This window comes from Pseudomonas sp. P8_241 (genome assembly GCF_034008315.1).
GTDB lineage: Bacteria > Pseudomonadota > Gammaproteobacteria > Pseudomonadales > Pseudomonadaceae > Aquipseudomonas.
Genome location: NZ_CP125377.1, coordinates 4,522,494 through 4,545,423, shown reverse-complemented (window position 1 = coordinate 4,545,423; position 22,930 = coordinate 4,522,494). Strand labels below are relative to the sequence as shown.

The following is a 22,930-nucleotide window of genomic DNA, read 5'->3' as shown; positions in this document are numbered from 1 at the left end:
AAGGAATCTGTATGAACAAGGTGGCATTCATCACCGGCGCCAGCCGTGGTATTGGCCGCGAGGCGGCGCTGGCATTCGCCCGCGCCGGTTTCGACCTGGCGATCAGCGCCCGAACCCTCAACGAGGGTGAGCAACATGAGCATGCCTTGCGCGATGCCACCGGAGCGCCGCTGGCCGGCAGCCTCAACGGCACTGCGCAGGCGTTGCGCGAACTGGGTTGTCGGGTACTCGTGGTGCCGATGGACCTGCTCGACAGCGCCTCGGCCCTGCACGCTTGCGAGGCGGTGCTGGCCGAGTACGGGCGCATCGACGTGCTGATCAACAACGCGATCTACCAGGGCAGTGATCTCAACGCCGGGTTCATGGACCTGCAGGCGCAGACCCTGGAGCGTATGTTCCAGGGCTACATCCTTACCCCCTTCCTGTTGACCCGTGCAGTGGCCGAACACATGGTGACGCGCGGCGGCGGGGTGGTGATCAACGTCACCTCCGGCGCTGGCGAAAGCGACCCACCGGTGGCGGCGGGCAAGGGCGGTTGGGGATATGCCTATGGTGCGGGCAAGGCGGCGGTGTCGCGATTGTCCGGAGTGCTGAGCACGGAGCTGGGCGAGGCCGGCGTGCGCGCCTATACCCTCAATCCGGGCGTAGTTACCACCGAAGCCCTTAAGGCCACCATCGGCGACAAAGGCCTGATCGCCCTGCGCGCCGGCAGTGCTCCACCGCATGTTCCGGCGGCGGTGATGCTGTGGCTGGCCACGGCCGAACAGGCGCCGGGATTTCAACGCCGAACCATCGCCGCCCAGCCGTTTGCGCTGGAGCACGGGATAGTCGCCGACTGGCGTTGAAGTTTTGAACGACGGTATCGAATGGCGGCTTGAAGCCATTGCTCCCACAGATTTCACGGTGAGGCATCAATAGCCTGAACACCCTGTGCCTGTGGGAGCAGGATCGCTCCGGGCGGCGCTTCGGCGAAGAGTCCCTGCACAATCAACACAGCCTCTGAAATCAGTTGATCAGAGCGGCATCCACCAGCAACCCGTCCCCCCACCTGCACCACCGCCTGTTCCAGCCCAGGTACACGGCGACATGTCGCAATCGAAAGCCCCACCTGTGGTAGATGAGCCGTCCGGCACCGGCAGCCCCGTCAATCGCAGTCTTTTCCCTCAGCCATAAGAGAACAGTCCTACATTTATCCTCCTTCGCCTTTGCTACCTTTCGGCGCCTTGCCTCACTCCCCCACAAATTCAGATACAAACGGCCTCAGCGACCGCCGAAGGAACAAAGGATGTTCAGCTCTAACCCTCTCGCACGCTTCAATTTGACGATTCAGGGCCTCAATCACGACCTTCAAGTCCTGGCGTTCACGGGGCAGGAAGCGATAAGCACGCCCTATGCCTTTGACGTGGTTCTGGTCAGCGAGAGACCGAATATCGATCTTGAAAGCCTGCTGCATAAACAAGCCTTTCTGGCCTATGGCGACGCCGGTATCCACGGGCAAATCCATCGTGTTGCCCTGGGCGACGCCGGTAAACGTCTGACGCGTTACAACGTGACACTGGTGCCTCGGGTGGCTTATCTGGGCCACAGCATCAATCAGCGCATTTTTCAACAGCTGAGCGTCCCGCAGATCATTACGCAGGTGCTGGACGCGCACGGCATTCATCGTGACTTTCACCTGTTTCAGCTGGGCTCAACCTATCCAGCTCGTGACTACTGCGTGCAGTACGACGAGTCAGACTTGCATTTCATTCAACGGCTTTGCCAGGAGGAAGGTATTCATTACCACTTTCGGCACAGTCCAGAGAAACACCTGATGGTCTTTGGTGATGACCAGACCGTGTTCCCCAGACTTGAACGGCCAACGCCCTATCAACAGGACAGTGGCATGGCTGCCGAAGAGGCGGTGATCAAACAGTTTGGTCTGCGCGTAGAAGCGCGTACCAGCCGCACCACCCGCCGTGACTACGATTTTGAAAAGTCTCGCATTCTGCTGGAGTCCGCTCACCAGCCATACATCCGTCAGGCGCAGCCTGATCTGGAAGATTACGACTACCCCGCACGCTTTACCTCGGGAGAGCGTGGCCAATTGTTAAGCAAACGAGCGCTGGAGCGCCATCGTGCCGACTACCTGCAAGCAGAAGGCAAAAGCGATCAACAGGCGTTGGCGGCCGGTCGCTTTCTGCAAATGTCCCGGCATCCACGCGCAGAGTGGAATGACCTTTGGTTGCTGACAGAGGTGCGTCACGAAGGCAAGCAACCGCAAGTGCTTGAAGAAAACCATAGCAGCGTTGCCTCCAGTCATGAGGATGAGCTGGTCCAAGGCTATCGAAACACGTTTGTCGCCATACCTTGGGACGTTTTCTACCGTGCGCCACATCGTTACAACAAGCCGCGAGTGCTTGGCAGTCAGACCGCCGTGGTCACCGGCCCCAAAGGTGAGGAGATCCACTGCGACAAGTACGGTCGGGTCAAGGCTCAGTTTTTCTGGGATCGCGAAGGTCGCCACGACGGTAAAAACGGTTGCTGGTTGCGGGTGTCCTCCAATTGGGCGGGCAATGCCCATGGCAGCGTCACCATTCCGAGAGTGGGCATGGAGGTGTTGGTCAGTTTTCTTGAGGGTGACCCTGATCAACCGGTGATCAGCGGGTGTCTTGCCAACAGTGTCACCCCGGTGCCATACGAATTGCCCGCCCACAAAACCCGAAGCGTGTTTCGTTCCCGCAGTTCACCGGACAGCGGCGGGTTCAACGAATTGCACCTGGAAGATCGTGCCGGCCGGGAATTGATCTACCTGCGTGCCCAACGCGACATGGAGCAGAGGGTCGAAAACGACAGCCGCCTGGAGGTCGGGAACGAGCGCCGGGAAACCATCAAGGGCGACAGCATCACCGTACTGGAAGCCGAAGAACACCGAACCGTCACGGCTGACCGCAAAGTACAGCTCAAGGCAAGCGACTATCTGCATGTCGCCAGTAACAGCCACACCCGCGTCGATCAAACACTGGTGGTGGAGTCCGGTCAGCATTTGCACATCAAAGCCGGTGCGCACCTGACCCTGGACGCTGGAGCGAGCATCAGCCTCAAGGCGGGCGGACAGCACATTGTGATCAGCCATGGGGGCATTTTCAGTAGCAGCGAAATCCAGGTCGGTGGCGCCCCGGTGGCCGGCACGGCGGCCTCGCTCGCGATACCCGGAATCCAGGACGCCTTGACGGAGCCATCGCAACTGCCTCCCATGATTTCGCCTGGCCAGGACGCCCTCATGTCAGCCAGCAAAGTCATGGGAGCTGACTTCTGTCCCATCTGCGAAGCCTGCCGAGAAGGCATTTGCATGACACAGGAAGACGCAACATGACCGACTCGTTACCCCGTCAATGGATGATCCGCCAACAACGTCAAGGCCATATCCTGTGCATCGTTCTGGACTCGGAGAACGAGCGCGACATGCGCCAATCCCTGTTGAAGACCTGCCGGTTCGACCAGTACTCGAGCGTATATGGCGCAACCCGGTTGGCTGACCTGGCGGACGCCGGGCCGTTTGTCTTCGCCTTCGATCACGTCGGCGATAGCCGTATCGACGAATTGCTCAATCACCCGCAGCGGAACTGGGGCTGGTTCGCCAGCCTGCAAAGGGGCGATCTGCCCACTCTGGTCAAACACTGGCAGGAGCGGCTGATCGTTGGCGTACGGCCGAATCTGGCGCTGTACCGTTTCCACGATAATCGGGTGCTGGGCCGTGCCCTTGCGCATCTGTCTGTTGAAGCCTGCCCGGCCTACCTCGGGCCCGCGATCAGCGTGTGTTACTGGCAGGGCAAACGTTGGGAAAGTACGGACAATCCCGCCCCCGGCACCTACCCAGTGCCAGAGCAGCCGCTGTGGCATCAAGTGCCTGCTCCCAGCCAACAGGCTGATGACATTCGCCTGACCAATGCTCATCGCTACCTGCTGGCGGAGCATGTCGAGGCTTACGCCAAACTTGCCGAACAACATGATCCTGACAACTGGCTGCGTAGCAGGCTTGCTCAGGCGCAGGCGTGGGGATGGTACGCACCGGATCAATTGGAATTTCTGCTGATCCAGAGCCTGCAAGCATCCGCTTACACGCTGGCGTCGCATTGGCAGGTTCGCCCCGGCGAGAGTCCGAGCGAACACTTTGAACGGGTGTATCAAACAACAGCCTTCTGGCAAGGGGAAGGCGCCCTTTGAAACGCCTGATCCGCACAGCCGTTCTGAGCAGCTGTCTGGCGTTGACCGCAGGCTGCGCCAGCAGTCCGCCGAACACCTTTACCTTCACCGCCGACTTGCCGCCCGACTTTGCCTATCAGGCCATTGCCGGTATGTGCCCGCCCAAGGCGAAACCTGCACCGTGCCCGGCGGGCGCAATACCGCAGTCGGCTACAACATGAACTGGCGTGAAAACTACCAGCCAACCGCTGAAATCGCCTTGCGCAGAACGGTCAGTGGCTGCCCGCTGGTGCTCAGACGCATCGAGCTGAAAATCTATGGGACTTACGGTAAAGCCCGAGGAGATTTTGGCTCGGACATCGCCAGCGTGTTCGTTCGCGACAAGGTGGAGGATCAGTACAAAAGTGACTTTGACGAAACGGGCGAGAGTTCTTTCTACGGTGAATGCCAAAGGCTGTTCCGCACCGTGGGCCCAAAACGCCGCATCGTAAAACTCCTCAACTGCAAAACCCTCGATGCGCAGGGTGAGCGAGGAGGTTATCAGCCCTTTGCCATGTACAGCCTCGACCAACTACCGGGTAAGACCGTGAAGATGCACATCAAGTTGGCGAACGAAGAAAGACCCGGCTGGGGTGACACGTGGGTCAAAGTTCCAAACGGCTGGAAGCGCTGTATGGGCAAGGGCTATGAAGATCAGCGTGGGTACTGCAATGGCAATTACAAAGACTTCAGCGGTTTCCAGATGCCTGACGGGCGGCAATGCACCATCTACCCCGGCTGTACCGAATAAGGACATCCCCCCATGACAATCTTGTACCCGCCGGTGAAGTCACTGTTTAACAAACTGGTTTTGAACAGCTGTCTGGCGTTGACCGCAGGCTGCGCCAGCAGTTCGCCGAACACCTTTACCTTCACCGCCGACTTGCCGCCCGACTTTGCCTATCAGGCCATTGCCAAATATGTGCCCGCCCAAGGCGAAACCTGCACCGTGCCCGGCGGGCGCAATACCGCAGTCGGCTACAACATGAACTGGCGTGAAAACTACCAGCCAACCGCTGAAATCGCCTTGCGCAGAACGGTCAGTGGCTGCCCGCTGGTGCTCAGACGCATCGAGCTGAAAATCTATGGGACTTACGGTAAAGCCCGAGGAGATTTTGGCTCGGACATCGCCAGCGTGTTCGTTCGCGACAAGGTGGAGGATCAGTACAAAAGTGACTTTGACGAAACGGGCGAGAGTTCTTTCTACGGTGAATGCCAAAGGCTGTTCCGCACCGTGGGCCCAAAACGCCGCATCGTAAAACTCCTCAACTGCAAAACCCTCGATGCGCAGGGTGAGCGAGGAGGTTATCAGCCCTTTGCCATGTACAGCCTCGACCAACTACCGGGTAAGACCGTGAAGATGCACATCAAGTTGGCGAACGAAGAAAGACCCGCCATCGGGAATACGTGGGTCAAGGTACCCAATGGCTGGAAGCGCTGCATGGGCGACAACTTTGAAGACCAATATGCGTTTTGCTTTGGCAATTACAAAGACTTCAGCGGTTTCCAGATGCCTGACGGGCGGCAATGCACCATCTACCCCGGCTGTACCGAATAAGGAGGTTTTGAAATGAAATCATTGGAAAAAGAGCTGGACTCACCGCTGAGTAGCCGCGTATTGGCATGTCCCGCCCAGGGGCGATGGAGCAGCTTTCAGCTGGTCGACGAGTTCGGCTCTGGCGAACCCTATGCCGGGTTGGTCTACGGCGTAACCGATTCGGAAGGGAAAACCTATGAGGGCCATCTGGATGCCACGGGCACCGGTAAGATCACTGATCACTTCGCAGGTCCTGTTGAGCTATTACTTGATCAAACGTACGAAGGGTCAGAACAGCTATATAAGGATTTACAAACAAGACCCCATTACCCCCTAAAAATCACGGAACTCCAGGTACGCGCCGAGCAAACCCGTTACCTGAACCACAACGCCACCCGTACCCGGGAAAACCCCGCGCAAGCCTGTGCGGATGCATTTTTCAGGTGGAAGTGCGCCATCTGGTCAAGCACGCCGCCCATTTGCCGCCTCAGGTTTACAGCCACTACCCGATGGAGTCGGGGTCGGCGAAGATCATGGGCAAGCACGGTTTGTACGGCGTTGCTCTTCTGCCACTGAAGCACACCGTGCTGGAAGTGCGCCCGCTGCGGGCCTTGCGCCCCATGCTGTCCACCGACGCCGAGTACTGTTCGCTCAACCTCTATCAACTGGCGCTGATGGCCACCTTGAGCTATTGCCCCTTTGGTCAAAAACCCGATACACATCCCGTCGAAACCGCGACTGTCAGCTTTCCCCTGCAACCCAGCGTGGGCAACTGGTTCGGGGACGCACTGGCCAAGTTTGATGAGCTGGGGAAAGTCGATTCGGCGCAAACAACGGCCTACTACCCGTTGTATGAAGATGTACCGTACTCCAGGCGCCTGGAAATCGTGCCGTTCGACCCTGGCCTGTATCCCGCAAACAATCCTGAACTGAAAGACGATCAGGAAACCCCTGCCAAAATTCACTTCTTCGACGACCGGGACCTTGGGGCGGATACCACCGATACCCAAGCCTTCATCACCCACCACGATGAACTGATCCTGATCGCAGTGCGCGGCACCTTTGAAATCATCGCCGATGGCCTGCGCGACGCCGATGCCCTTCAGGTGCCGTTTGAAGATACCGACAGCAAGGTGCACCGTGGTTTTTATCAGGCTGCGCAGAAAGCTTACGACTTTGTCTTGGAGTACCTCGACAGGTTTTATGCGGGTCAAAAACTGCTGATCTGCGGCCATAGCCTCGGCGGAGCCGTGGCATTGTTGCTCTCGGAAATGCTGCGCCGCAGACCTGAAGGCTACAACATCCAGCTCTACACCTACGGCGCCCCCCGCGCCGGCGACGCCAAATTCGCAGAAGGTGCGAAGCCGCTCGTGCACTACCGCATGGTCGCCCATAACGACCCGGTGCCGAGCGTGCCCGGCACGTGGATGAACACCAGGGCAGGGGTCTACTGGGCCGGGGCAGTGCTGACCTTTGTCAACGTGCCGGTTGGCCTCTCGGTCTTTGTAGCAGGCATCACCAACTGGAGGGGTGAGCCTTACGAACATCACGGCACCCTGCGTCATGCAATGCCGGTGCAGTTCAGTCGCAAGGAAGTGTCCATGATCCTGTGGGAGCCGGGCTGCGACACCATCACCCAGCATGCCGCCTGCTCGGTGGCCATCGAACAGGAAAACGGGCTGCCGCATCGACCATTTTTGCTGGCTCAACTGTTCAGTGCCGGCAGCCACTCGATGGTCGGCAGCTACATTCCGGCTTGCTGGGCGGCATTCAAGCGTTCACAGGAGGCTCAAGGGAAAAACCGATCCCTGGTCACCGACCAGGAGTTTGGATGGATAGAGGCGGCGCTCAGGAACATTACCGATCAGTTGCGTTCAAGGCGAAGACACTTCGCGCACCAAACCTTGAAGTATCAGGAAACTCACGAGGCAGAAATCAACGCCGTCGGTATTGAGATCGACAAAGTGCATGTGACGCTTGCTCGCCTGAATACCTTGCGGTTCGAGCGCGTCAGCCAAGCCAAGGTCTACGGGTCGCTTTCGACTCAGCCCGAGCAGTTGGCGCAAAACCTGCAGCGCTGGCTTGCCCATGCGGAAAATCAGGTGATTGAACAGTGGGCCATGGCGCCAGACGAGGGCAAATACAACGAGCTGCTGGCTTCGATCTATGGCCATGTCATCGGTGCTCCCTACACGCTGGACATCGATTCGATTATTTGAAAACCCTGCGGCTCTATCACCGGACGCGAGTTTTCGCGGGGGCTGCGATTGAACCTGATCGCTTGCTTCGTCGGAACGGAACCCTGACTCACAAGCCAATACAGGCCTTCGGTACCTGGAGTGCCGAAGGCAGCGTGGTCGATCGTTGCGCTCAGTTGATGGTTGGGGTGAGCGAACGGCGGGTTGAAGGCCGTTGCTCCCACAGTTTGCGTGTTGATTACAAAAATCTGCGTTCATCACTGAATCTGGGGGAGCGGCGGGCGGTAATCCGAAGTGCCCGCCAAAGCGCCCCTGGCGGCAGTGTTTACGCCTGCAAGCGCTGACGGGCCAGGGTCATGGCGGTGTCTTCGATCATGTCTTCCTGGCCACCGACCATGCCGCGACGGCCCATCTCGACCAGAATCTCCCGTGCCGACACGCCGTACTTTTTCTCGGCTCGCTTGGCGAACAGCAGGAACGAACCGTAGACCCCGGCGTAACCCATGGTCAGGGCATCGCGGTCGCTGCGGATCGGGAAGTCCATGATCGGCACCACCAGATCTTCTGCCACGTCCTGGATGCCAAACACGCTGACACCGGTGTCGATGCCCATGCGGTCGCACACCGCCACCAGCACTTCCATCGGCGTGTTACCGGCTCCGGCCCCGAGGCCCGCGCAGGCAGCGTCGATCCGGTTGGCCCCGGCGGCAATCGCGGCGATGGAGTTGGACACGCCCATCGACAGGTTGTGGTGGCCATGGAAGCCGATCTCGGTTTCCGGCTTGAGGGCCGCACGCATCGCCGCCACGCGGGCGCTGACATCGTGGGGCAGCAGGTAGCCTGCCGAGTCGGTCAGGTAGATGCAGTTGGCGCCGTAGCTTTCCATCAGCAGGCCTTGCTTGACCAGGCCTTCGGGGCTGTTCATGTGGGCCATCATCAGGAAGCCGACGGTGTCCATGCCCAGGCCGCGGGCATGGGAGATGTGCTGTTCGCTGACATCTGCCTCGGTGCAGTGGGTGGCCACGCGAATGGTGTTGACCCCCAGTTCGTGGGCCATTTTCAGGTGGTCGACGGTGCCGATACCCGGCAGCAGCAGGGCCGAAACCTTGGCCTTTTTCATCAGCGGGATTACCGCCGACAGATACTCCTCATCGGTGTGGGCCGGAAAACCATAATTCACCGAGCTGCCGCCCAAGCCGTCGCCGTGGGTGACTTCGATCAGCGGCACGCCCGCCGCATCGAGGCCGCAGGCGATGTCTTTCATCTGTTGCAGGCTGATCTGATGACGCTTGGGGTGCATGCCATCGCGCAGGCACATGTCGTGAACGGTGATGCTTTTGCCGCGAAGATCCATGGTCGGCTCCTTATGCGTGGGCGGGTTGGGCGGTGGCTTTGAGCACAAGCTCGCCCTTGAGGATTTCCTCGGCGAACATCTCGGCGGTGCGCGCCGCGGCGGCGGTCATGATGTCGAGATTGCCGGCGTACTTGGGCAGGTAGTCACCCAGGCCTTCGACTTCCATGAAGATCGACACACGATTGCCGTCGAACACCGGGCCATTGACCAGCTTGTAGCCGGGCACGTAGCGCTGCACTTGTTTGATCATCGCTTCGATGGCGGCGGTGATCGCTGGCTGGTCGGGTTCGCTGGCGGTCAGGCAATGCACGGTGTCGCGCATGATCAGCGGCGGCTCGGCCGGGTTGATGATGATGATCGCCTTGCCTTTCTTTGCACCGCCGACCTTTTCCACTGCGCTGGAGGTGGTGCGGGTGAACTCGTCGATGTTTTTCCGGGTGCCGGGGCCGACGGATTTCGAGGCGGCGGTGGCGATGATTTCGGCGTACTCCACCGGCTGCACGCTGGACACCGCCGCCACCAGCGGAATGGTGGCCTGGCCGCCGCAGGTGACCATGTTGACGTTCATCACCCCCAGGCCCAGTTGCGCCTTGAGGTTCACCGGCGGTACGCAGTACGGGCCGATGGCTGCCGGGGTCAGGTCGATCATCAACACGCCCAGGGCATTGAGCTTTTGCGAGTTCTGCGCGTGCACGTAGGCCGAGGTGGCGTCGAAGGCGATCTGGATCTGGTCTTCGAGGACATGCGGCAGCAGACCGTCAACGCCATCGGCGGTGGTTTTCAGGCCGAGCTCGCGAGCGCGCGACAGGCCTTCGGAGGTGGCGTCGATACCGACCATCCAGACCGGCTCCAGTACCTCGCTGCGCATCAGTTTGTACAGCAGGTCGGTGCCGATGTTGCCCGGCCCGATCAGCGCGCATTTGATCTTTTTGCTCATGGTGTTCTGGCTCCTGAAGAGGGAAGGGCGATTTACGGGACGAAGCGCAGGCTGGTTTCGCCCAGCCCGCTCATGGACAGGCTGATGCGGTCGCCGGCGACCACTGGCACCAGTGGCGCCAGGGCACCGGAAAGAATGATTTCGCCACGGCGGAACGGGATACCCAATTCACCCAGGGTGTTGGCCAGCCAGGCCACTGCCGCGCAGGGATGGCCTTGCACCGCCGAGCCCAGGCCCGAGCCTGCCGGCTGGCCGTTTTTGAGCATTTGCATTTGCACCGCAGCCAGGTCCAGCGAGCGCGGGTCGATGCGCTGGCTTCCGAGGGCGAACACGCCACAGGAGGCGTTGTCGGCCACGGTGTCCTGGATGCGGATCTGCCAGTCGTCGATCCGCGAATCGACGATTTCGAAGCACGGCATGACCCACTGACTGGCGGCCATTACGTCGTCGGCGCTGATGCCCGGGCCTTGCAAGTCTTCGCCGAGGATAAAGGCGATTTCACCTTCGGCCCGTGGCTGGATCAGGTTGTAGCGGGCCAGGCTGACATCGCTGCCATCCTCGACCTGCATGGCGTTGGTGAGGAAGCCGAAGTCCGGTTGGTGGACATCGAGCATTTCCTGCACGGCGCGGCTGGTCACGCCGATTTTCTTGCCAACCACGTGCTCGCCGAGGGCTTCGCGGCGTTGCAGGAAGCGCAGGGAAATCTGATATGCCTGCTCCAGGGTGATCTGTGGATAACGCCGGGTCAGGGGCGCCAGCGTCTGGCGGCCGCGCAAGGCGTTGAACAGCTCGTCACCGAGGGTGTTGATCAAATGGGCGTCCATGGCGAGGGCTCCAGATGGGGGGAAGAAAAAAGGCCCGCCCCAACGTGGTCGGGGGCGAGCCCAAAGGAGTCGGTCAGCCGGGCCAGACGGATGTGTCGGCGCCGCCATCGACATCGATGATCTTGCCGGTTACCCAGGCCGAAGCGGGGCTGGCCAGGTACAACGCGGCAGCGGCGATGTCTTCAGGGCTGCCCAGGCACTTGAGCGGAGTGTTGGCCTCCATGGCTTCGCGCATGGCGGCGGGCATCACGCTGTTCAACGCTTCGGTCAGGGTGGGGCCGGGGGCGACGGCGTTGACCCGGATCTGCGGTGCGAAATCCTGGGCCAGCAGGCGGGTCAGTTGGCTGAGGGCGGCCTTGGCCGTGCCGTAGGCGCTGAAATGGCGCTGGGCATAGCGTGCCGCTACCGAGCTGATATTGATGATGTTGCCACCACCGGCTTCGCGCATCAGCGGCACGCACAACTGGCAGAACGCGTAGCTGGTGGTGACGTTGAAGGTCAGCATCTCGGAGAATTGCTCGGGCGTCATCTGCAGCGGATCGTTGGGACCGCCACCGCCGACGTTGTTCACCAGATGAGTGATCCGGCCCATTTGCTCAACGCTTTGACGCACCAGTGCCTGGCGTTGCCCGGCGTCGTTGACGTCACAGGCGATGGCCAGGGCGCGCCGGCCCAGGCCGCGAACCTCTTCGGCCACGGCCTCTACCTCGTCCATCGAGCGCGCCGAGCACACCACATCGGCGCCGGCTTCGGCATACGCCAGGGCAATCGCCCGACCGATACCCCGGCCGCTGCCGGTGACGATGGCGACGCTGCCGTGCATTTGGAAACGCTGCAAAATACTCATGGGCCCTTGCTCCGTGGGGTCGATTGTTTATGGATTGAATATCGCCGCAACGGCTGGCGCCAGCATCGTCTCAATGGACTATCAAACAGCGCACACAGGGAGCTGCGATGAGGTGCACCGGCTTGCCAGCGAAGGGACCCTCGAGATTGGCGCGGTGTTTGAGGGCGCCTTCGCCAGCAAGCCGGCTCCTGCAGGGAATCATGTAGCCACGCAGGTCCGCGCTCTTCGTAGGAGCTGGCTTGCCAGCGAAGGGGGCCGCGAGATAGGCGCAATGTTTGAGGGCGCCTTCGCCGGCAAGCCGGCTCCTACAGGAAATCGTGCGGTCACGGAATTCCGCGCTCTTCGTAGGAGCTGGCTTGCCAGCGAAGGGGGCCGCGAGATTGGCGCAATGTTTGAGGGCGCCTTCGCCAGCAAGCCGGCTCCTGCAGGACAGTGCGAATCCTGGGAGACCCATCCCCCCCTAGTCCGCTTTGACGATGAATGATTGTTCGCTCGATCCGATGATCTGTCTCGACTCGCGCAGTGGCGCAGTGAGATCGGGAGAATTGAGTGATGCACAGCATGCGAGAAAAGACCCAGGAAGAACGTGATCTGCTTGAACGTGCACGCAGCCTGGTGCCGGCACTCAAGGCGCGCACGGCGCAGGCCGACAAGGACTTGAAAGTGCCGGTGGAGAGCGTCATCGAATTGCAGTCCGCCGGCTTGCTGCGGGCCCTGCAGCCTCGGGCTTTCGGTGGCTACGAAGTCGACCCGCGGACCTTCTTCGAAATCCAGACCATCCTCGCCGAGGGTTGCATGTCCACGGCCTGGATCTACGGCGTGATGGGAGTTCACCCCTGGCAACTGGCGCGCTACCCGATCGAAGCGCAGCGCGAAGTCTGGGCCGAAGATCATGACGCACTGATCTGCTCGACCTATATGCCGGCCGCCAAAGTCACGGTGGTCGAAGGTGGCTATCGCATCAGCGGACGCTGGGGTTTTTCCAGCGGCAGCGAGCACTGCCAGTGGGTGTTCCTGGGCGGCATCCTGCCAGCCGATGGCGAACACGCCGCCGAGCACGGCACCTTCCTGCTGCCGCGCAGCGACTATCAGATCGAACGCAACTGGGACGTGATGGGGCTGCGCGGCACTGGCAGTCACGACATCGTGGTCGAGGATGTATTCGTCCCCGCCCACCGCGTGCAGCGCACCAATAACTGGACCCTCGAAGCGACGCCGGGGCGTCTGGTCAACACCAACCCGATCTACGCGATCCCCTTCGCTCAAGTGTTCTCCCGCGCTGTCTCGACCTCGGCCATCGGCGCCCTGCAGGGTGCGATCAACGAATTTTGCGACAACGCCGCCAAACACATCGGCAAGCACGGCGCCCGTACCGCTGAGGATCCGGTGGCGCAAACCGCGATCGCCGAAGCGATGGTCACCGTCGACAGCCTGCGCCTGGTTCTGGAGCGCAACTACGAGCACCTGATGAGCCTGGCCCGTGCCGGCGAATACCCGGACACCGAGACCCGTCTGCTGTATCGCTACCAGTCGGCCTATGTGACCAATATCTGCGCCGAACGGGCCAATGACCTGCTGCGCAGCATGGCCGCTTCCGGCTTGTACAACACCAATCCGGTGGCGCGGCTGTTCCGCGACTTGCACCAGGCACGCGGACACATCGCCAACAACTACATGGCCTACGGCCGCAGCTACGGCGCGGTGATGCTCGGCCTGCCCAACCCGGACCCGTACGTCTGAGGCCGTGGCACCTGTTTCAAGACCCCTGGGTTTACACCTGTCCGTGACGCACGGGCAGGTGGTCATGAGTACCTGACCTATGAGCAATTATCTGGCCCTGCGCGTGGCGCGAGTGATCGAGGAAACCGCCGATGCGCGCTCCCTCGTGTTCGACGTGCCGGAGCATCTGGGCGAACGTTTCCGCTATCAACCCGGTCAGTTCCTGACCTTGCGCGTACCTTTCGAGGACGGCTGGCTGCCCCGTTGTTATTCGTTGTCCAGCACGCCGTTGCTGGATGAACCATTGCGGGTCACGGTCAAGCGCGTGCACGAGGGGCGCGCCTCGAACTGGCTGTGCGGCGAGTTGCAGGCCGGCCAGACCCTGGAGGTGCTGCCGCCGGCCGGGGTGTTCGTGCCACGCAGCCTCGACGGCGACCTGCTGCTGTTCGGCGGCGGCAGTGGCGTGACGCCGGTGCTGTCGATCCTGCGTTCGGCATTGCTCGCGGGCACGGGTCGGGTCCTGCTGATCTACGCCAACCGCGATGAGCAGTCGGTGATTTTCAAGGATGAACTCAAGGCCTTGGCCAGTGCGCATCCGCAACGCCTGCAAATCGTCCATTGGCTGGATTCGGTGCAGGGCATTCCAGGCGTCGGACAACTGGCCGAGCTGGCACGGCCGTTCATCGATGCCCAGGCATTCATTTGTGGTCCGGGCCCGTTCATGGACGCGAGCGTCAGCGCGCTCAAGAGCCTGGGCATGCCGGATCGTCGCGTGCATGTCGAGCGTTTCGTCTCCCTGCCCGGCGAAGGCGAACAGCCGTTGGTGACCAGCAGCGAAGCAGCAGTGGCCGCGCAGTTGGCAGTGCGTCTGGATGGCGAAGACTTTCAATTGTCCTGCGACAGCGGCGAGACCGTACTGGCCGCCATGGAGCGTGCCGGCCTCAACCCGCCCAGCGCCTGTCGTGTCGGCGGCTGCGCCTCGTGCATGTGCACCCTGGAAAGCGGCGACGTTGAACTGTTGCACAACGATGCACTGGATGCCGGCGAACTGGCCGAAGGCTGGATTCTCGCCTGTCAGGCGGTGCCGACCAGCGCGCAACTGCGCATCCGCTTTCCCGAATAATGAGCCCGAGCCCACGATGAATCAGAGCCTGAATCTTGCCGCGCCCCTGAGCGCTGTCCCCGCCACCCTGGCCCAGTTGGTCTTCAGCAGTGCCGAACGTTTTGCCGGGCGCACGGCCATCGAGGACAACGGCGAATGCATCGACTACGCGCAGTTGCCCGAACGGGTCATGGGGTTTGCCCGGGGCTTGATGGCTTTGGGAATCCAGGCCGGTGACCGGATCGGGATCTGGGCACCGAACGGTGCCGACTGGATCCTCGCGGCGCTGGGCACTCAGTGCGCCGGTGCGGTGCTGGTGCCGATCAATACGCGCATGAAGGGGCTTGAAGCCGCCGATGTGCTGGAACGCAGCGGTTGTCGGGTGTTGTTTGTCCAGCAGCGATTTCTCGATGTTGACTACCCGGCCTTGCTTGCGCCCCATCGGCCATCGAACCTCGAACACCTGGTGATCATCGATGGCGACACGCCTGGGCTGTCTTCTGACCTGAGCCTTGCGCAATTCCTGCGCGGCGCGGCGACCATCGATGCCGACAGCGCCAGACACCGTGCATTGGCAGTGCGCCCCGAGGCCATGTGCGACCTGCTGTTCACCTCCGGCACCACCGGCAAACCCAAGGGCGTGATGAGCGGCCATGGCCAGAACCTGCGGGCCTTCACCGAATACGTCAAGGTCATCGGCCTGGTGCCGGGAGACCGTTACCTGATCGTCAACCCGTTCTTTCATGCCTTCGGCTACAAGGCCGGCTGGCTGACCTGCCTGATCGCCGGGGCGACCATCCTGCCCCATGCGGCGTTCGACGCCGAACAGGTGTTCCAGCGCATCGCCCGCGAGCGCATCAGCGTTCTACCCGGTGCGCCGACCCTGTACCTCTCGCTGCTGGCCCATCCGCTGCTCAAGCAGACCGACCTGTCGAGCCTGCGCATCGCCGTTACCGGTTCGGCGAGCATTCCGCCGAGCCTGATCGAGCGCATGCGCAACGAGTTGGGATTTGCCGTGGTCACCACTGCCTACGGCCTGACCGAGTGCGGCGGACTGGCGACGATCTGCGATCCGCAGGACTCGGCACAGGTGATCGCCGGCACCAGCGGACGCCCGATTGCCGGTACCGAAGTGAGCATTCGCGATCCGCAGAACCAGGCACTGGGCGCCGGGCATACCGGCGAGATCTGCCTGCGCGGTTTTCACATCATGCAGGGCTATTTCCAGAACCCCGAAGCGACCCGCGAAGCCATCGACGTCGAAGGCTGGCTGCACACCGGCGATGTCGGGCGGCTGGACGAGGCGGGCAACCTGATCATTACCGACCGCCTGAAGGACATGTTCATCGTCGGCGGTTTCAACTGTTACCCGGCGGAAATCGAAGCGGCACTGATCCGGCATCCGGCGATTGCCCAGGTGGCGGTGATTGGTATCGCCGATGAACGCATGGGCGAAGTCGGCTGCGCCTGCGTGGTGTTGCGTGAAGGCAGAGCGCTGGACGAGGTGCAACTGATCGCCTGGAGCCGCGAACAGATGGCCAACTACAAGGTGCCGCGTCAGGTGCGTTTTTTCAGTGCGTTGCCGCTCAACCCGTCGAGCAAGGTGGCAAAAAACGAACTGCGCGCGATGGTGGCTGACAACCCTCAGGCATGAGCAGCGCTCGTCTCACCAAACGGACGATGTGCGCCACAGCGGTTTTTTTCATGCTGTGGCGGCACAAGCAAAAACAACAAAAAGGAGAGGAGCATGTTTACCCGAATCAGAGTTGCACGGCGTCCGGGAAGCCTGATCGATGGGCGCTGTCTGTTGGCAACGGCCATCACCTTCGTCAGTGCTGCAGCCAGCGCTGCGCCGACCATCGAACTGGGGGAAGACACCACCCTGGATTCGTCGCTGACGGTCAACTACACCGCATCCATGCGCACCGCCAAACAGGCCAATCAGTATCTCGACGATCCGAACAATGACGATGGCACGCGCAACTTCAAGCGCGGCTCGTTGATCAACAATCGTCTGAGCCTGTTCGGCGAGTTGCAGCTCAAGCACGACAACCTCGGTGCGGTGCTGCGCGGCAGTCAGTTCTATGACGATGTCTACAACCAGAAAAACGCCAACGACTCGCCGCAGACGGTGAACAAGACCGGGCACAACGACGGTTTCAGCGACGAGACCCGGCGCCTCAGCGGCAGCGCGGCGCGGCTGCTCGATGCGTATGTGTATGGCAACTTCGAACTGGGCGAAACCCAATACCTGTCGCTCAAGGCCGGACGACATCTGGTGGCCTGGGGCGAAAGCCTGTTCTGGGCCAACATCAGCCAGGGCCAGGCGCCGGTGGATGCCACCAAGTTCAATGTGCCGGGTACCGAGGCCAAGGACTCGTACCTGCCGGTGGGCCAGGTGTCCGGATCGTGGTCGCTCAATGAAGACCTGGCGTTGGTGGGCTACTACCAATACGAGTGGGAAAAAACCCAGCTCAACCCGGTGGGCGATTATTTCGGCAGCGATACCTTTGGCCCCGGTGCCGAGTTCTTTCGTCTGGGCGCCGGCCAGATCGACCGTCTGCCCAACGGCCTGGCGGTCGGTTATGCCGGTGAAAAAGACGCCAGCGACAGCGGCCAATGGGGCCTGGGCGTGCGCTACCGGATCACCGAGAACACCGAGGTCGGGCTGTTCCATTACCGTTATAACGAGCGCGTCGGCTCGTTGTTTTTCGACTTCACCGGCACCACCCAGTACTCGTCGCTCAAGGGCATTGGCCATGATGGAACCGCGCCATCCTATCGCCTGGGCTACTTCGAAGACGTGAAACTCACCGGGGTCAGCTTCAGCTCCAAGGTCGGTGACTCGGTGCAGTATGCCGGTGACCTGAGCTACCGCGATGGCGCCTCGGTGTATCTGAACAATGGCGCACCGACCACCGGGCAAATCTGGCAAGGCAACCTCAATGCCTCCTACATCCTCGGCCCGAGCTTCCTCGCCCAGCAGACCACCTTCATGGGCGAAGTGGTGCATCAACACATCGACGGCGTCGACAGCCTGACGATCACCGGCGGTGGCGCTGGCGTGGACGGCACGTTCGACACGTTCGAGTCGAAGACCCAGACCCGTGGCTCAAGCCTGCTCGGCGTCGGCGTCTACATGGATTACCCGTCCATCGCCAACGGCCTGGACCTGAGCACCAAAGTGGTGTGGACGCAGAACGTCGACGGCAGCGCCTATCAGGGCCTGGGCCGTGACGAGAAGCGCCTGACCGTGGGCGGCGACTTCAAGTACCTGGGCAACTTCCAGGTCGGCATGACCTATATCGCCTACCTGAGTTCGCCGGACGTCGCCCAGGGCCGCTTGCTGGCCGACCGCGATTACCTGTCGCTCAACGCCAAGTACACCTTCTGATGATCCCTGCTGCGTCGCGGCATGGCGACGCAGCGTTCATTTGTAGCCTGATAACAATAAAGAGAGGCCTGTCATGAATCCTCGTCCGACCCCGTCAGCGTTCAGCCCGATTGCGATCGGCCCGCTGACCCTGAAAAACCGCTTTATCAAGGCTGCCACCAACGAAGGCATGAGTGCTGGGGGGGTGCCTTCCAAGCAACTGGTCAAACTGCACTCGGCGCTGGTCGCGGGCGGCACTGCCCTGACTACCGTGGCCTATTGCGCGGTCAGCAGCGATGGACGCACCTTGCCCAATCAGTTGATCCTCGCCCCGTCCAGCGTGCCGCACTTCAAGGCGCTGACCGACGCCGTGCACCAGTGCGGTGGCCTGGCCAGCGCACAGATCACCCACGGTGGTTGCTTTACCTTTATCCGCGAGCGTTCGACCAAACGTCCGCTGTCGGCCAGCGGCGGCTTCAACAAGATCGGCTTGATGAGCGGCATGTTCCTCAAGCAGGCGATGAACGAAGCCGACATGCAGCAAGTGGTGCGCGACTTCGCCCAGGGCGCGCGTCTGGCGCGCCAGGCAGGTTTCGATGCCGTGGAAATCCACATGGGCCACGGCTACTTGCTCAGCCAGTTCATTTCGCCGATGTACAACAAGCGCCGCGACCAGTACGGCGGCAGTCTGGAAAACCGCCTGCGCTTTCCGCGCCGGGTGCTGCGCGCGGTGCTCGATGCGGTCGGCACGGAAATGGCCGTGATCTGCAAATACAGCATCACCGAAGGCGTGCGCGCCGGTAACAGCGCCGAAGACGGCGCACAGATCGCCCGCATGCTGGAAGAAGAGGGCGCGCACCTGCTGGTGCTCAGCGCCGGGATGAACGCCGAATCGATCACCACCATGTTCGGCTCGTCCTTCCCCAAGGAAAACCGCGTGCAGCAGAAGAACAAGATCATCGCCCTGGCGATGGCTATCCAGCGCCGCAAAGAGCCGACCGTGGAGTTCCGTGAGCTGTATCTGCTGGAGCATGCACGCAAGGTGCGGGCGGCGGTAAAGATGCCGCTGGCTTACCTGGGCGGCGCCAAGAGCCTGGCGAGTATCGAAAAGATCATGGCCGAGGGCTTTGACCTGGTCGCCATGGGCCGGGTGTTGCTGGCTGAAAATGACTACGTCGACAAACTCGCCAGCGGCGCCAGTCGCGATTCGATCTGCACCGCGTGCAACCGCTGTGTGGCGATGATGTATACCCCCGGTGGCACTTCCTGCGTATTGGGCCAGCCGGGTGATGCCGTATTGAACAGCCAGAAGGCGGCGGATCGCTAACCCCACATCCCCCTGCAGGAGCGAGCCTGCTCGCGAAGGACTCAAGGGCAACGCGTTTATCCAGCCATCACGCGTTTTCGTTAACATCCTTCGCGAGCATGCTCGCTCCTACAATTTGCGGTTAGCCGTGTTGAAGGAACTCGATGCAGCTGCGGTTGAACAGTTCGCGGTGTTCCACCTGGACCCAATGGCCGCAGCGGTTGAGGACGATGAAGCGGGCATTCGGCGCGCCGTCGATGATGCGCTGGGCGCCGCTGATCGGGTTGAAGTGATCGTTGTTGCCCCAGAAACCCAGGATCGGGCACTGGATCTCACCCAGACGTGCTTCCATGTTCTGCACCATCATCGTGCTGAACAGATTCTTCGGCTGGGTGACCGCCACCGCCACGCGCTCTTGCAGCAGGCTCTCCGGCAGGATCGACGCATCGAACAACTGCAGGCTCATCATGCTGCGCATCTCCTCCATCCCGATAGGCCCCGCGGCGAACAGGGTGACCATGCGCACGATGCCTTCCATCTTGAAGTAGGTTTCCCGCTCCTCGACACCGCCCGGCGCCAGCAGGATCAGGCTCTGCGGCAATTGTGGCAAGCGCAGGGCCAGCCCCAGGGCGATGGCGCCGCCCAGCGAGTTCCCCAGGATCGTGCAACGTTGCACACCGATGGCCTCGAGGAACGCCGCCACGCAATCGACGAAGAAATCCAGGTTGTACTGCACATCTTCGGGTTTGTCCGAGCGGCCGAAACCCGGAAGGTCGAGCACGATGTTGCGATAGCCCGCGGCGACCATTTGCGGATAGTTGCCCTTGAAGTTGCTGAAGCCACTGGCGCCCGGCCCGCTGCCGTGCAGCCACAGCACCACGGGGCCGGCGCCCTCATCCAGATAGTGCAGGCGCAGGCTGTTTGGCAGGCTCGCGTAATGGCCGACGGGCAGGGGCAAATCTACGGGTTGGTTCATGGGGTTCTCCATTGATGGCGGATTCATGAAGCGCAGCCGCGCCAGGCGCTGCAGCAGGTTGAAGGGGAGCACAGCGCCTGGCGTGGTGCGCGCCTTGCGAATGCTGGGCTTTGATCGGCGTGTTCACATCGTCCGTTCAGACCACGCGGCGGTAGTCCCATCGGACGATGTGTGCCCGGGTGCCTGCCGCTAATCATGCAGGGGACGGCGCCACTGCAAGGGCAGGGGGCGCAGCGTATTTGCACATTCGGAGATTGCTATGAAGTTACTCAACAAAGTGGCCTTTGTGACCGGTGCGGCACAGGGCATGGGCCAGGCCATCGTGCGTGGTTTTGTCGCCGAAGGCGCCAAAGTGGTAGCTGTCGACCTCAACCAGGCGGCACTGGCCGAGAGCCTGGCAGACTTGGGCGACAAGGTCCTGGCCCTGTCCTGCAACGTCGGTGACAGCGCCTCCGTAGCCGATGCGATGGGGCAGACCGAGCAGCACTTCGGCGGCCTCGACATCCTGGTCAACAACGCCGGCGTGGGCGGACTGGACAGCTTCCTCGAAACCCCGGACGAGAGCTGGGCGCGGGTGATCGGCGTGAATATGGGTGGCACCTTTCTGTGCTGTCGTGAGGGCGCAAAACTGATGGTCAAGGGGGGCCGCAAGGGCGCGATCATCAACCTCTCCAGCACCGCTGCGCTGACCGGTGAAGGTCCAAGCCACTATTGCGCTTCGAAAGCCGGGGTGATGGGCCTGACCCGTTCGATCGCCCGTGAGCTGGCGGCCAGCGGCATCCGCGTCAACACCCTGGTGCCGGGGCCGACCAACACGCCGATGATGGCCGGCATCCCTGACGAATACATGGAAGCGCTGCTCAAGAATGTGCCGCTGGGGCGCATGTGCGAGACCGACGAAATCGCCCGGGTCGCGGTGTTCCTGGCCAGCGAAGACGCCAGTTTCATGACCGGGCAGAACGTTGCCGTCAACGGCGGCATGGCCTTTATCTGATCAGGGAGTCACCCATGAGCAAGCGTTTACAAGGAAAAATCGCCTTCGTCACCGGCGCCGGTTCCGGCATCGGCGAAGCCACTGCACTGCGCTTCGCCGAAGAAGGTGCAACGGTGGTGTTGTGCGGGCGTCGCATCGAGCCGTTGCAAGGCGTGCAGGAAAAAATCCGTGCCCAGGGCGGGCGGGCCGAGATCGCCGTGGCCGATGTCAGCGACGAACAGGCCTACGTCGGTGCGCTGCAAGCCACCGCGCAACGCCACGGTCGCCTGGACATTCTGGTCAACAACGCGATGGCCTACACCTGGGGCGGCATCGACACGATGACCACCGCCGACTGGCACGCCAACTTCGCCACCACCGTCGACGGCACTTTCTGGGGCACCCGCACCGCGATGCAGTTGATGAAAGCGCAGGGCGGTGGTTCGATCGTCAACATCGCGTCGATCTGCGGCCTGTTCGGCACGGCGTGGATGGCCGGCTACTCGGCGGCCAAGGCGGCTGTGATCAACTTCAGCCGGGCGGCGGCCAGCGAAGGTGCACCGAACAATATTCGTTGCAACGTGATCATCCCAGGCGTGGTCGACACCCCGGCCACTGCCGGCATGCTCGGCGACGCCAAGACTCGCAGCAACACTGAAAAAGTCATCCCGATGAAACGGGTCGGCCTGCCGGTTGAGTTGGCCAACGCCATCCTGTTCCTGGCCAGCGATGAGGCTTCGTATGTCACCGGCGCCAGCCTGGCGGTGGACGGCGGACGCGGTTCGGACCTGTATACGGTGCTCGACTGATGGGCCTGGAATCCGCCGCGCTGCTTGAGCGTATCGACCGCCTGGAGTCGCTGGACGCGATCCGCCAACTGGCGGGCAAGTACGCCCTGGCGCTGGACATGCGTGACATGGATGCCATGGCCAACTGCTTCGCCCCGGACGTGCGCGTGGGCCGCGACAAGAGCGGTCGCGCGCACCTCAAGGCGTGGCTGGACGAAACCATGCGCAAGCAGTTCCATGGCACGTCTCATCACCTGGGCCAGCACATCATCGAGTTCAGCGATGCCGATCACGCCACCGGCGTGGTCTATTCCAAGAACGAACATGAGACCGGGCCGGAGTGGGTGATCATGCAGATGCTGTACTGGGACGACTACGAGCGGATCGACGGGCGCTGGTGTTTCCGTCGCCGCTTGCCGTGCTACTGGTACGCGACTGACCTGAACAAACCTCCGATCGGCGGCCTGAAAATGCGCTGGCCGGGGCGCGAGCCGTACGCTGGCAGCTTCCATGAGCTGTTTCCGTCGTGGGATGCGTTCTGGGCGCAGCGTCCGGACAAGGACGCCTTGCCGCAGATTGCCGAACCGGCGCCGTTGGAAGGCTTCCTCAAAAATCTGCGCCGTGGGGCGGATGATCCGAAGATTCGCGTGCGTTGAATAATCAGGGCGGCCCGTGCAGGTGCCGCCCTTTTGCTTGCGCGACGGTATACCCCTTTTGGCGCGCACCTTCCAGCTAGCCTGGGTTTTGCGGCTGTACGCGTTACCTGTGGGAG

At 61.7% G+C, this 22,930-nt stretch carries 17 protein-coding genes and 2 pseudogenes; 14 read left to right on the top strand and 5 right to left on the bottom strand.

The window, feature by feature from the left end:
* Positions 1-11: 11 nt before the first annotated feature.
* From QMK58_RS20435 to QMK58_RS20410, 6 genes and pseudogenes are all read left to right on the top strand, one after another.
* Positions 12-845, top strand: a complete 834-nt coding sequence (locus QMK58_RS20435; protein ID WP_053159804.1) for an SDR family NAD(P)-dependent oxidoreductase — start codon at positions 12-14, stop codon at positions 843-845.
* A 440-nt stretch (positions 846-1,285) separates the two neighbouring features.
* Entirely contained in the window at positions 1,286-3,355 is a 2,070-nt protein-coding gene (tssI, locus tag QMK58_RS20430; protein WP_320395330.1) for a type VI secretion system tip protein VgrG, read from the top strand.
* Complete coding sequence (locus tag QMK58_RS20425; protein ID WP_320395329.1) at positions 3,352-4,206, top strand: DUF4123 domain-containing protein; 855 nt, start codon at positions 3,352-3,354, stop codon at positions 4,204-4,206. The genes tssI and QMK58_RS20425 overlap by 4 nt, the downstream gene beginning before the upstream one ends.
* Positions 4,203-4,975 (top strand): annotated as a pseudogene (locus QMK58_RS20420) (hypothetical protein). The gene QMK58_RS20425 and the pseudogene QMK58_RS20420 overlap by 4 nt, the downstream one beginning before the upstream one ends.
* Positions 4,976-4,987: 12 nt before the next feature.
* Positions 4,988-5,782, top strand: coding sequence for a hypothetical protein (locus QMK58_RS20415; RefSeq protein ID WP_320395328.1), 795 nt, complete (start codon positions 4,988-4,990; stop codon positions 5,780-5,782).
* A gap of 12 nt (positions 5,783-5,794) precedes the next feature.
* Positions 5,795-7,980, top strand: a pseudogene (locus tag QMK58_RS20410) (lipase family protein).
* Between the two features lie 304 nt (positions 7,981-8,284).
* Here QMK58_RS20410 and dmpG read toward each other — a convergent pair.
* The 4 genes from dmpG to QMK58_RS20390 form a co-directional block, all read right to left on the bottom strand.
* The gene (gene dmpG / locus QMK58_RS20405) at positions 8,285-9,313 is read right to left on the bottom strand and encodes a 4-hydroxy-2-oxovalerate aldolase (RefSeq protein ID WP_320395327.1); all 1,029 of its coding nucleotides are present in this window, start codon (positions 9,311-9,313) and stop codon (positions 8,285-8,287) included.
* A 10-nt stretch (positions 9,314-9,323) separates the two neighbouring features.
* The gene (locus QMK58_RS20400; RefSeq protein WP_053159794.1) at positions 9,324-10,250 is read right to left on the bottom strand and encodes an acetaldehyde dehydrogenase (acetylating); all 927 of its coding nucleotides are present in this window, start codon (positions 10,248-10,250) and stop codon (positions 9,324-9,326) included.
* Between the two features lie 32 nt (positions 10,251-10,282).
* The gene (locus QMK58_RS20395) at positions 10,283-11,074 is read right to left on the bottom strand and encodes a fumarylacetoacetate hydrolase family protein (protein ID WP_053159791.1); all 792 of its coding nucleotides are present in this window, start codon (positions 11,072-11,074) and stop codon (positions 10,283-10,285) included.
* Between the two features lie 73 nt (positions 11,075-11,147).
* A complete protein-coding gene (locus QMK58_RS20390) occupies positions 11,148-11,921 on the bottom strand; it encodes a glucose 1-dehydrogenase (protein ID WP_053159790.1) in 774 nt (257 codons plus the stop codon).
* A 552-nt stretch (positions 11,922-12,473) separates the two neighbouring features.
* Between QMK58_RS20390 and QMK58_RS20385 the strand changes: the two genes are divergently transcribed.
* The 5 genes from QMK58_RS20385 (at position 12,474) to QMK58_RS20365 (ending at position 19,442) form a co-directional block, all read left to right on the top strand.
* Positions 12,474-13,661 carry an acyl-CoA dehydrogenase family protein gene (locus QMK58_RS20385; RefSeq protein WP_053159786.1) on the top strand — a complete coding sequence of 396 codons (1,188 nt, stop codon included), beginning with the start codon at positions 12,474-12,476 and terminating at the stop codon, positions 13,659-13,661.
* A gap of 79 nt (positions 13,662-13,740) precedes the next feature.
* Entirely contained in the window at positions 13,741-14,763 is a 1,023-nt protein-coding gene (locus QMK58_RS20380) for a ferredoxin--NADP reductase (protein WP_320395326.1), read from the top strand.
* A gap of 16 nt (positions 14,764-14,779) precedes the next feature.
* On the top strand, positions 14,780-16,396 hold the full coding sequence (locus QMK58_RS20375) for a FadD3 family acyl-CoA ligase (RefSeq protein ID WP_320395325.1): 1,617 nt from the start codon (positions 14,780-14,782) through the stop codon (positions 16,394-16,396).
* A gap of 93 nt (positions 16,397-16,489) precedes the next feature.
* Positions 16,490-18,136: a DUF1302 domain-containing protein gene (locus QMK58_RS20370; protein ID WP_156322338.1), complete on the top strand. Its 1,647-nt coding sequence runs from the start codon at positions 16,490-16,492 to the stop codon at positions 18,134-18,136.
* A 73-nt stretch (positions 18,137-18,209) separates the two neighbouring features.
* Positions 18,210-19,442, top strand: a complete 1,233-nt coding sequence (locus QMK58_RS20365; protein ID WP_053159780.1) for an NADH:flavin oxidoreductase — start codon at positions 18,210-18,212, stop codon at positions 19,440-19,442.
* Positions 19,443-19,563: 121 nt separating this feature from the next.
* On the opposite strand, the gene QMK58_RS20360 is transcribed toward QMK58_RS20365, so the two are convergent.
* Complete coding sequence (locus tag QMK58_RS20360; RefSeq protein ID WP_053159778.1) at positions 19,564-20,397, bottom strand: alpha/beta fold hydrolase; 834 nt, start codon at positions 20,395-20,397, stop codon at positions 19,564-19,566.
* Positions 20,398-20,656: 259 nt separating this feature from the next.
* Here QMK58_RS20360 and QMK58_RS20355 point away from each other — a divergent pair, with 259 nt between their 5' ends.
* From QMK58_RS20355 to QMK58_RS20345, 3 genes are read left to right on the top strand one after another with little or no spacing between them, the layout of a single operon-like run.
* Complete coding sequence (locus QMK58_RS20355) at positions 20,657-21,391, top strand: 3-oxoacyl-ACP reductase family protein (RefSeq protein WP_320395324.1); 735 nt, start codon at positions 20,657-20,659, stop codon at positions 21,389-21,391.
* Positions 21,392-21,405: 14 nt separating this feature from the next.
* Positions 21,406-22,179, top strand: a complete 774-nt coding sequence (locus QMK58_RS20350; protein WP_053159773.1) for an SDR family NAD(P)-dependent oxidoreductase — start codon at positions 21,406-21,408, stop codon at positions 22,177-22,179.
* Between the two features lie 5 nt (positions 22,180-22,184).
* Positions 22,185-22,814 carry a nuclear transport factor 2 family protein gene (locus QMK58_RS20345; RefSeq protein WP_053159881.1) on the top strand — a complete coding sequence of 210 codons (630 nt, stop codon included), beginning with the start codon at positions 22,185-22,187 and terminating at the stop codon, positions 22,812-22,814.
* Positions 22,815-22,930 lie beyond the last annotated feature (116 nt).

Excerpts from the sequence above, each read along its gene's own strand:
- QMK58_RS20370 (WP_156322338.1), top strand. The coding sequence starts at position 16,490 with ATGTTTACCCGAATCAGAGTTGCACGGCGTCCGGGAAGCCTGATCGAT.
- QMK58_RS20365 (WP_053159780.1), top strand. The coding sequence starts at position 18,210 with ATGAATCCTCGTCCGACCCCGTCAGCGTTCAGCCCGATTGCGATCGGC.
- QMK58_RS20360 (WP_053159778.1), bottom strand. The coding sequence starts at position 20,397 with ATGAACCAACCCGTAGATTTGCCCCTGCCCGTCGGCCATTACGCGAGC.
- QMK58_RS20350 (WP_053159773.1), top strand. The coding sequence starts at position 21,406 with ATGAGCAAGCGTTTACAAGGAAAAATCGCCTTCGTCACCGGCGCCGGT.
- QMK58_RS20415 (WP_320395328.1), top strand. The coding sequence starts at position 4,988 with ATGACAATCTTGTACCCGCCGGTGAAGTCACTGTTTAACAAACTGGTT.
- QMK58_RS20355 (WP_320395324.1), top strand. The coding sequence starts at position 20,657 with ATGAAGTTACTCAACAAAGTGGCCTTTGTGACCGGTGCGGCACAGGGC.
- QMK58_RS20375 (WP_320395325.1), top strand. The coding sequence starts at position 14,780 with ATGAATCAGAGCCTGAATCTTGCCGCGCCCCTGAGCGCTGTCCCCGCC.
- QMK58_RS20385 (WP_053159786.1), top strand. The coding sequence starts at position 12,474 with ATGCACAGCATGCGAGAAAAGACCCAGGAAGAACGTGATCTGCTTGAA.
- QMK58_RS20400 (WP_053159794.1), bottom strand. The coding sequence starts at position 10,250 with ATGAGCAAAAAGATCAAATGCGCGCTGATCGGGCCGGGCAACATCGGC.
- QMK58_RS20395 (WP_053159791.1), bottom strand. The coding sequence starts at position 11,074 with ATGGACGCCCATTTGATCAACACCCTCGGTGACGAGCTGTTCAACGCC.
- QMK58_RS20380 (WP_320395326.1), top strand. The coding sequence starts at position 13,741 with ATGAGCAATTATCTGGCCCTGCGCGTGGCGCGAGTGATCGAGGAAACC.
- tssI (WP_320395330.1), top strand. The coding sequence starts at position 1,286 with ATGTTCAGCTCTAACCCTCTCGCACGCTTCAATTTGACGATTCAGGGC.
- QMK58_RS20425 (WP_320395329.1), top strand. The coding sequence starts at position 3,352 with ATGACCGACTCGTTACCCCGTCAATGGATGATCCGCCAACAACGTCAA.
- dmpG (WP_320395327.1), bottom strand. The coding sequence starts at position 9,313 with ATGGATCTTCGCGGCAAAAGCATCACCGTTCACGACATGTGCCTGCGC.
- QMK58_RS20390 (WP_053159790.1), bottom strand. The coding sequence starts at position 11,921 with ATGAGTATTTTGCAGCGTTTCCAAATGCACGGCAGCGTCGCCATCGTC.
- QMK58_RS20435 (WP_053159804.1), top strand. The coding sequence starts at position 12 with ATGAACAAGGTGGCATTCATCACCGGCGCCAGCCGTGGTATTGGCCGC.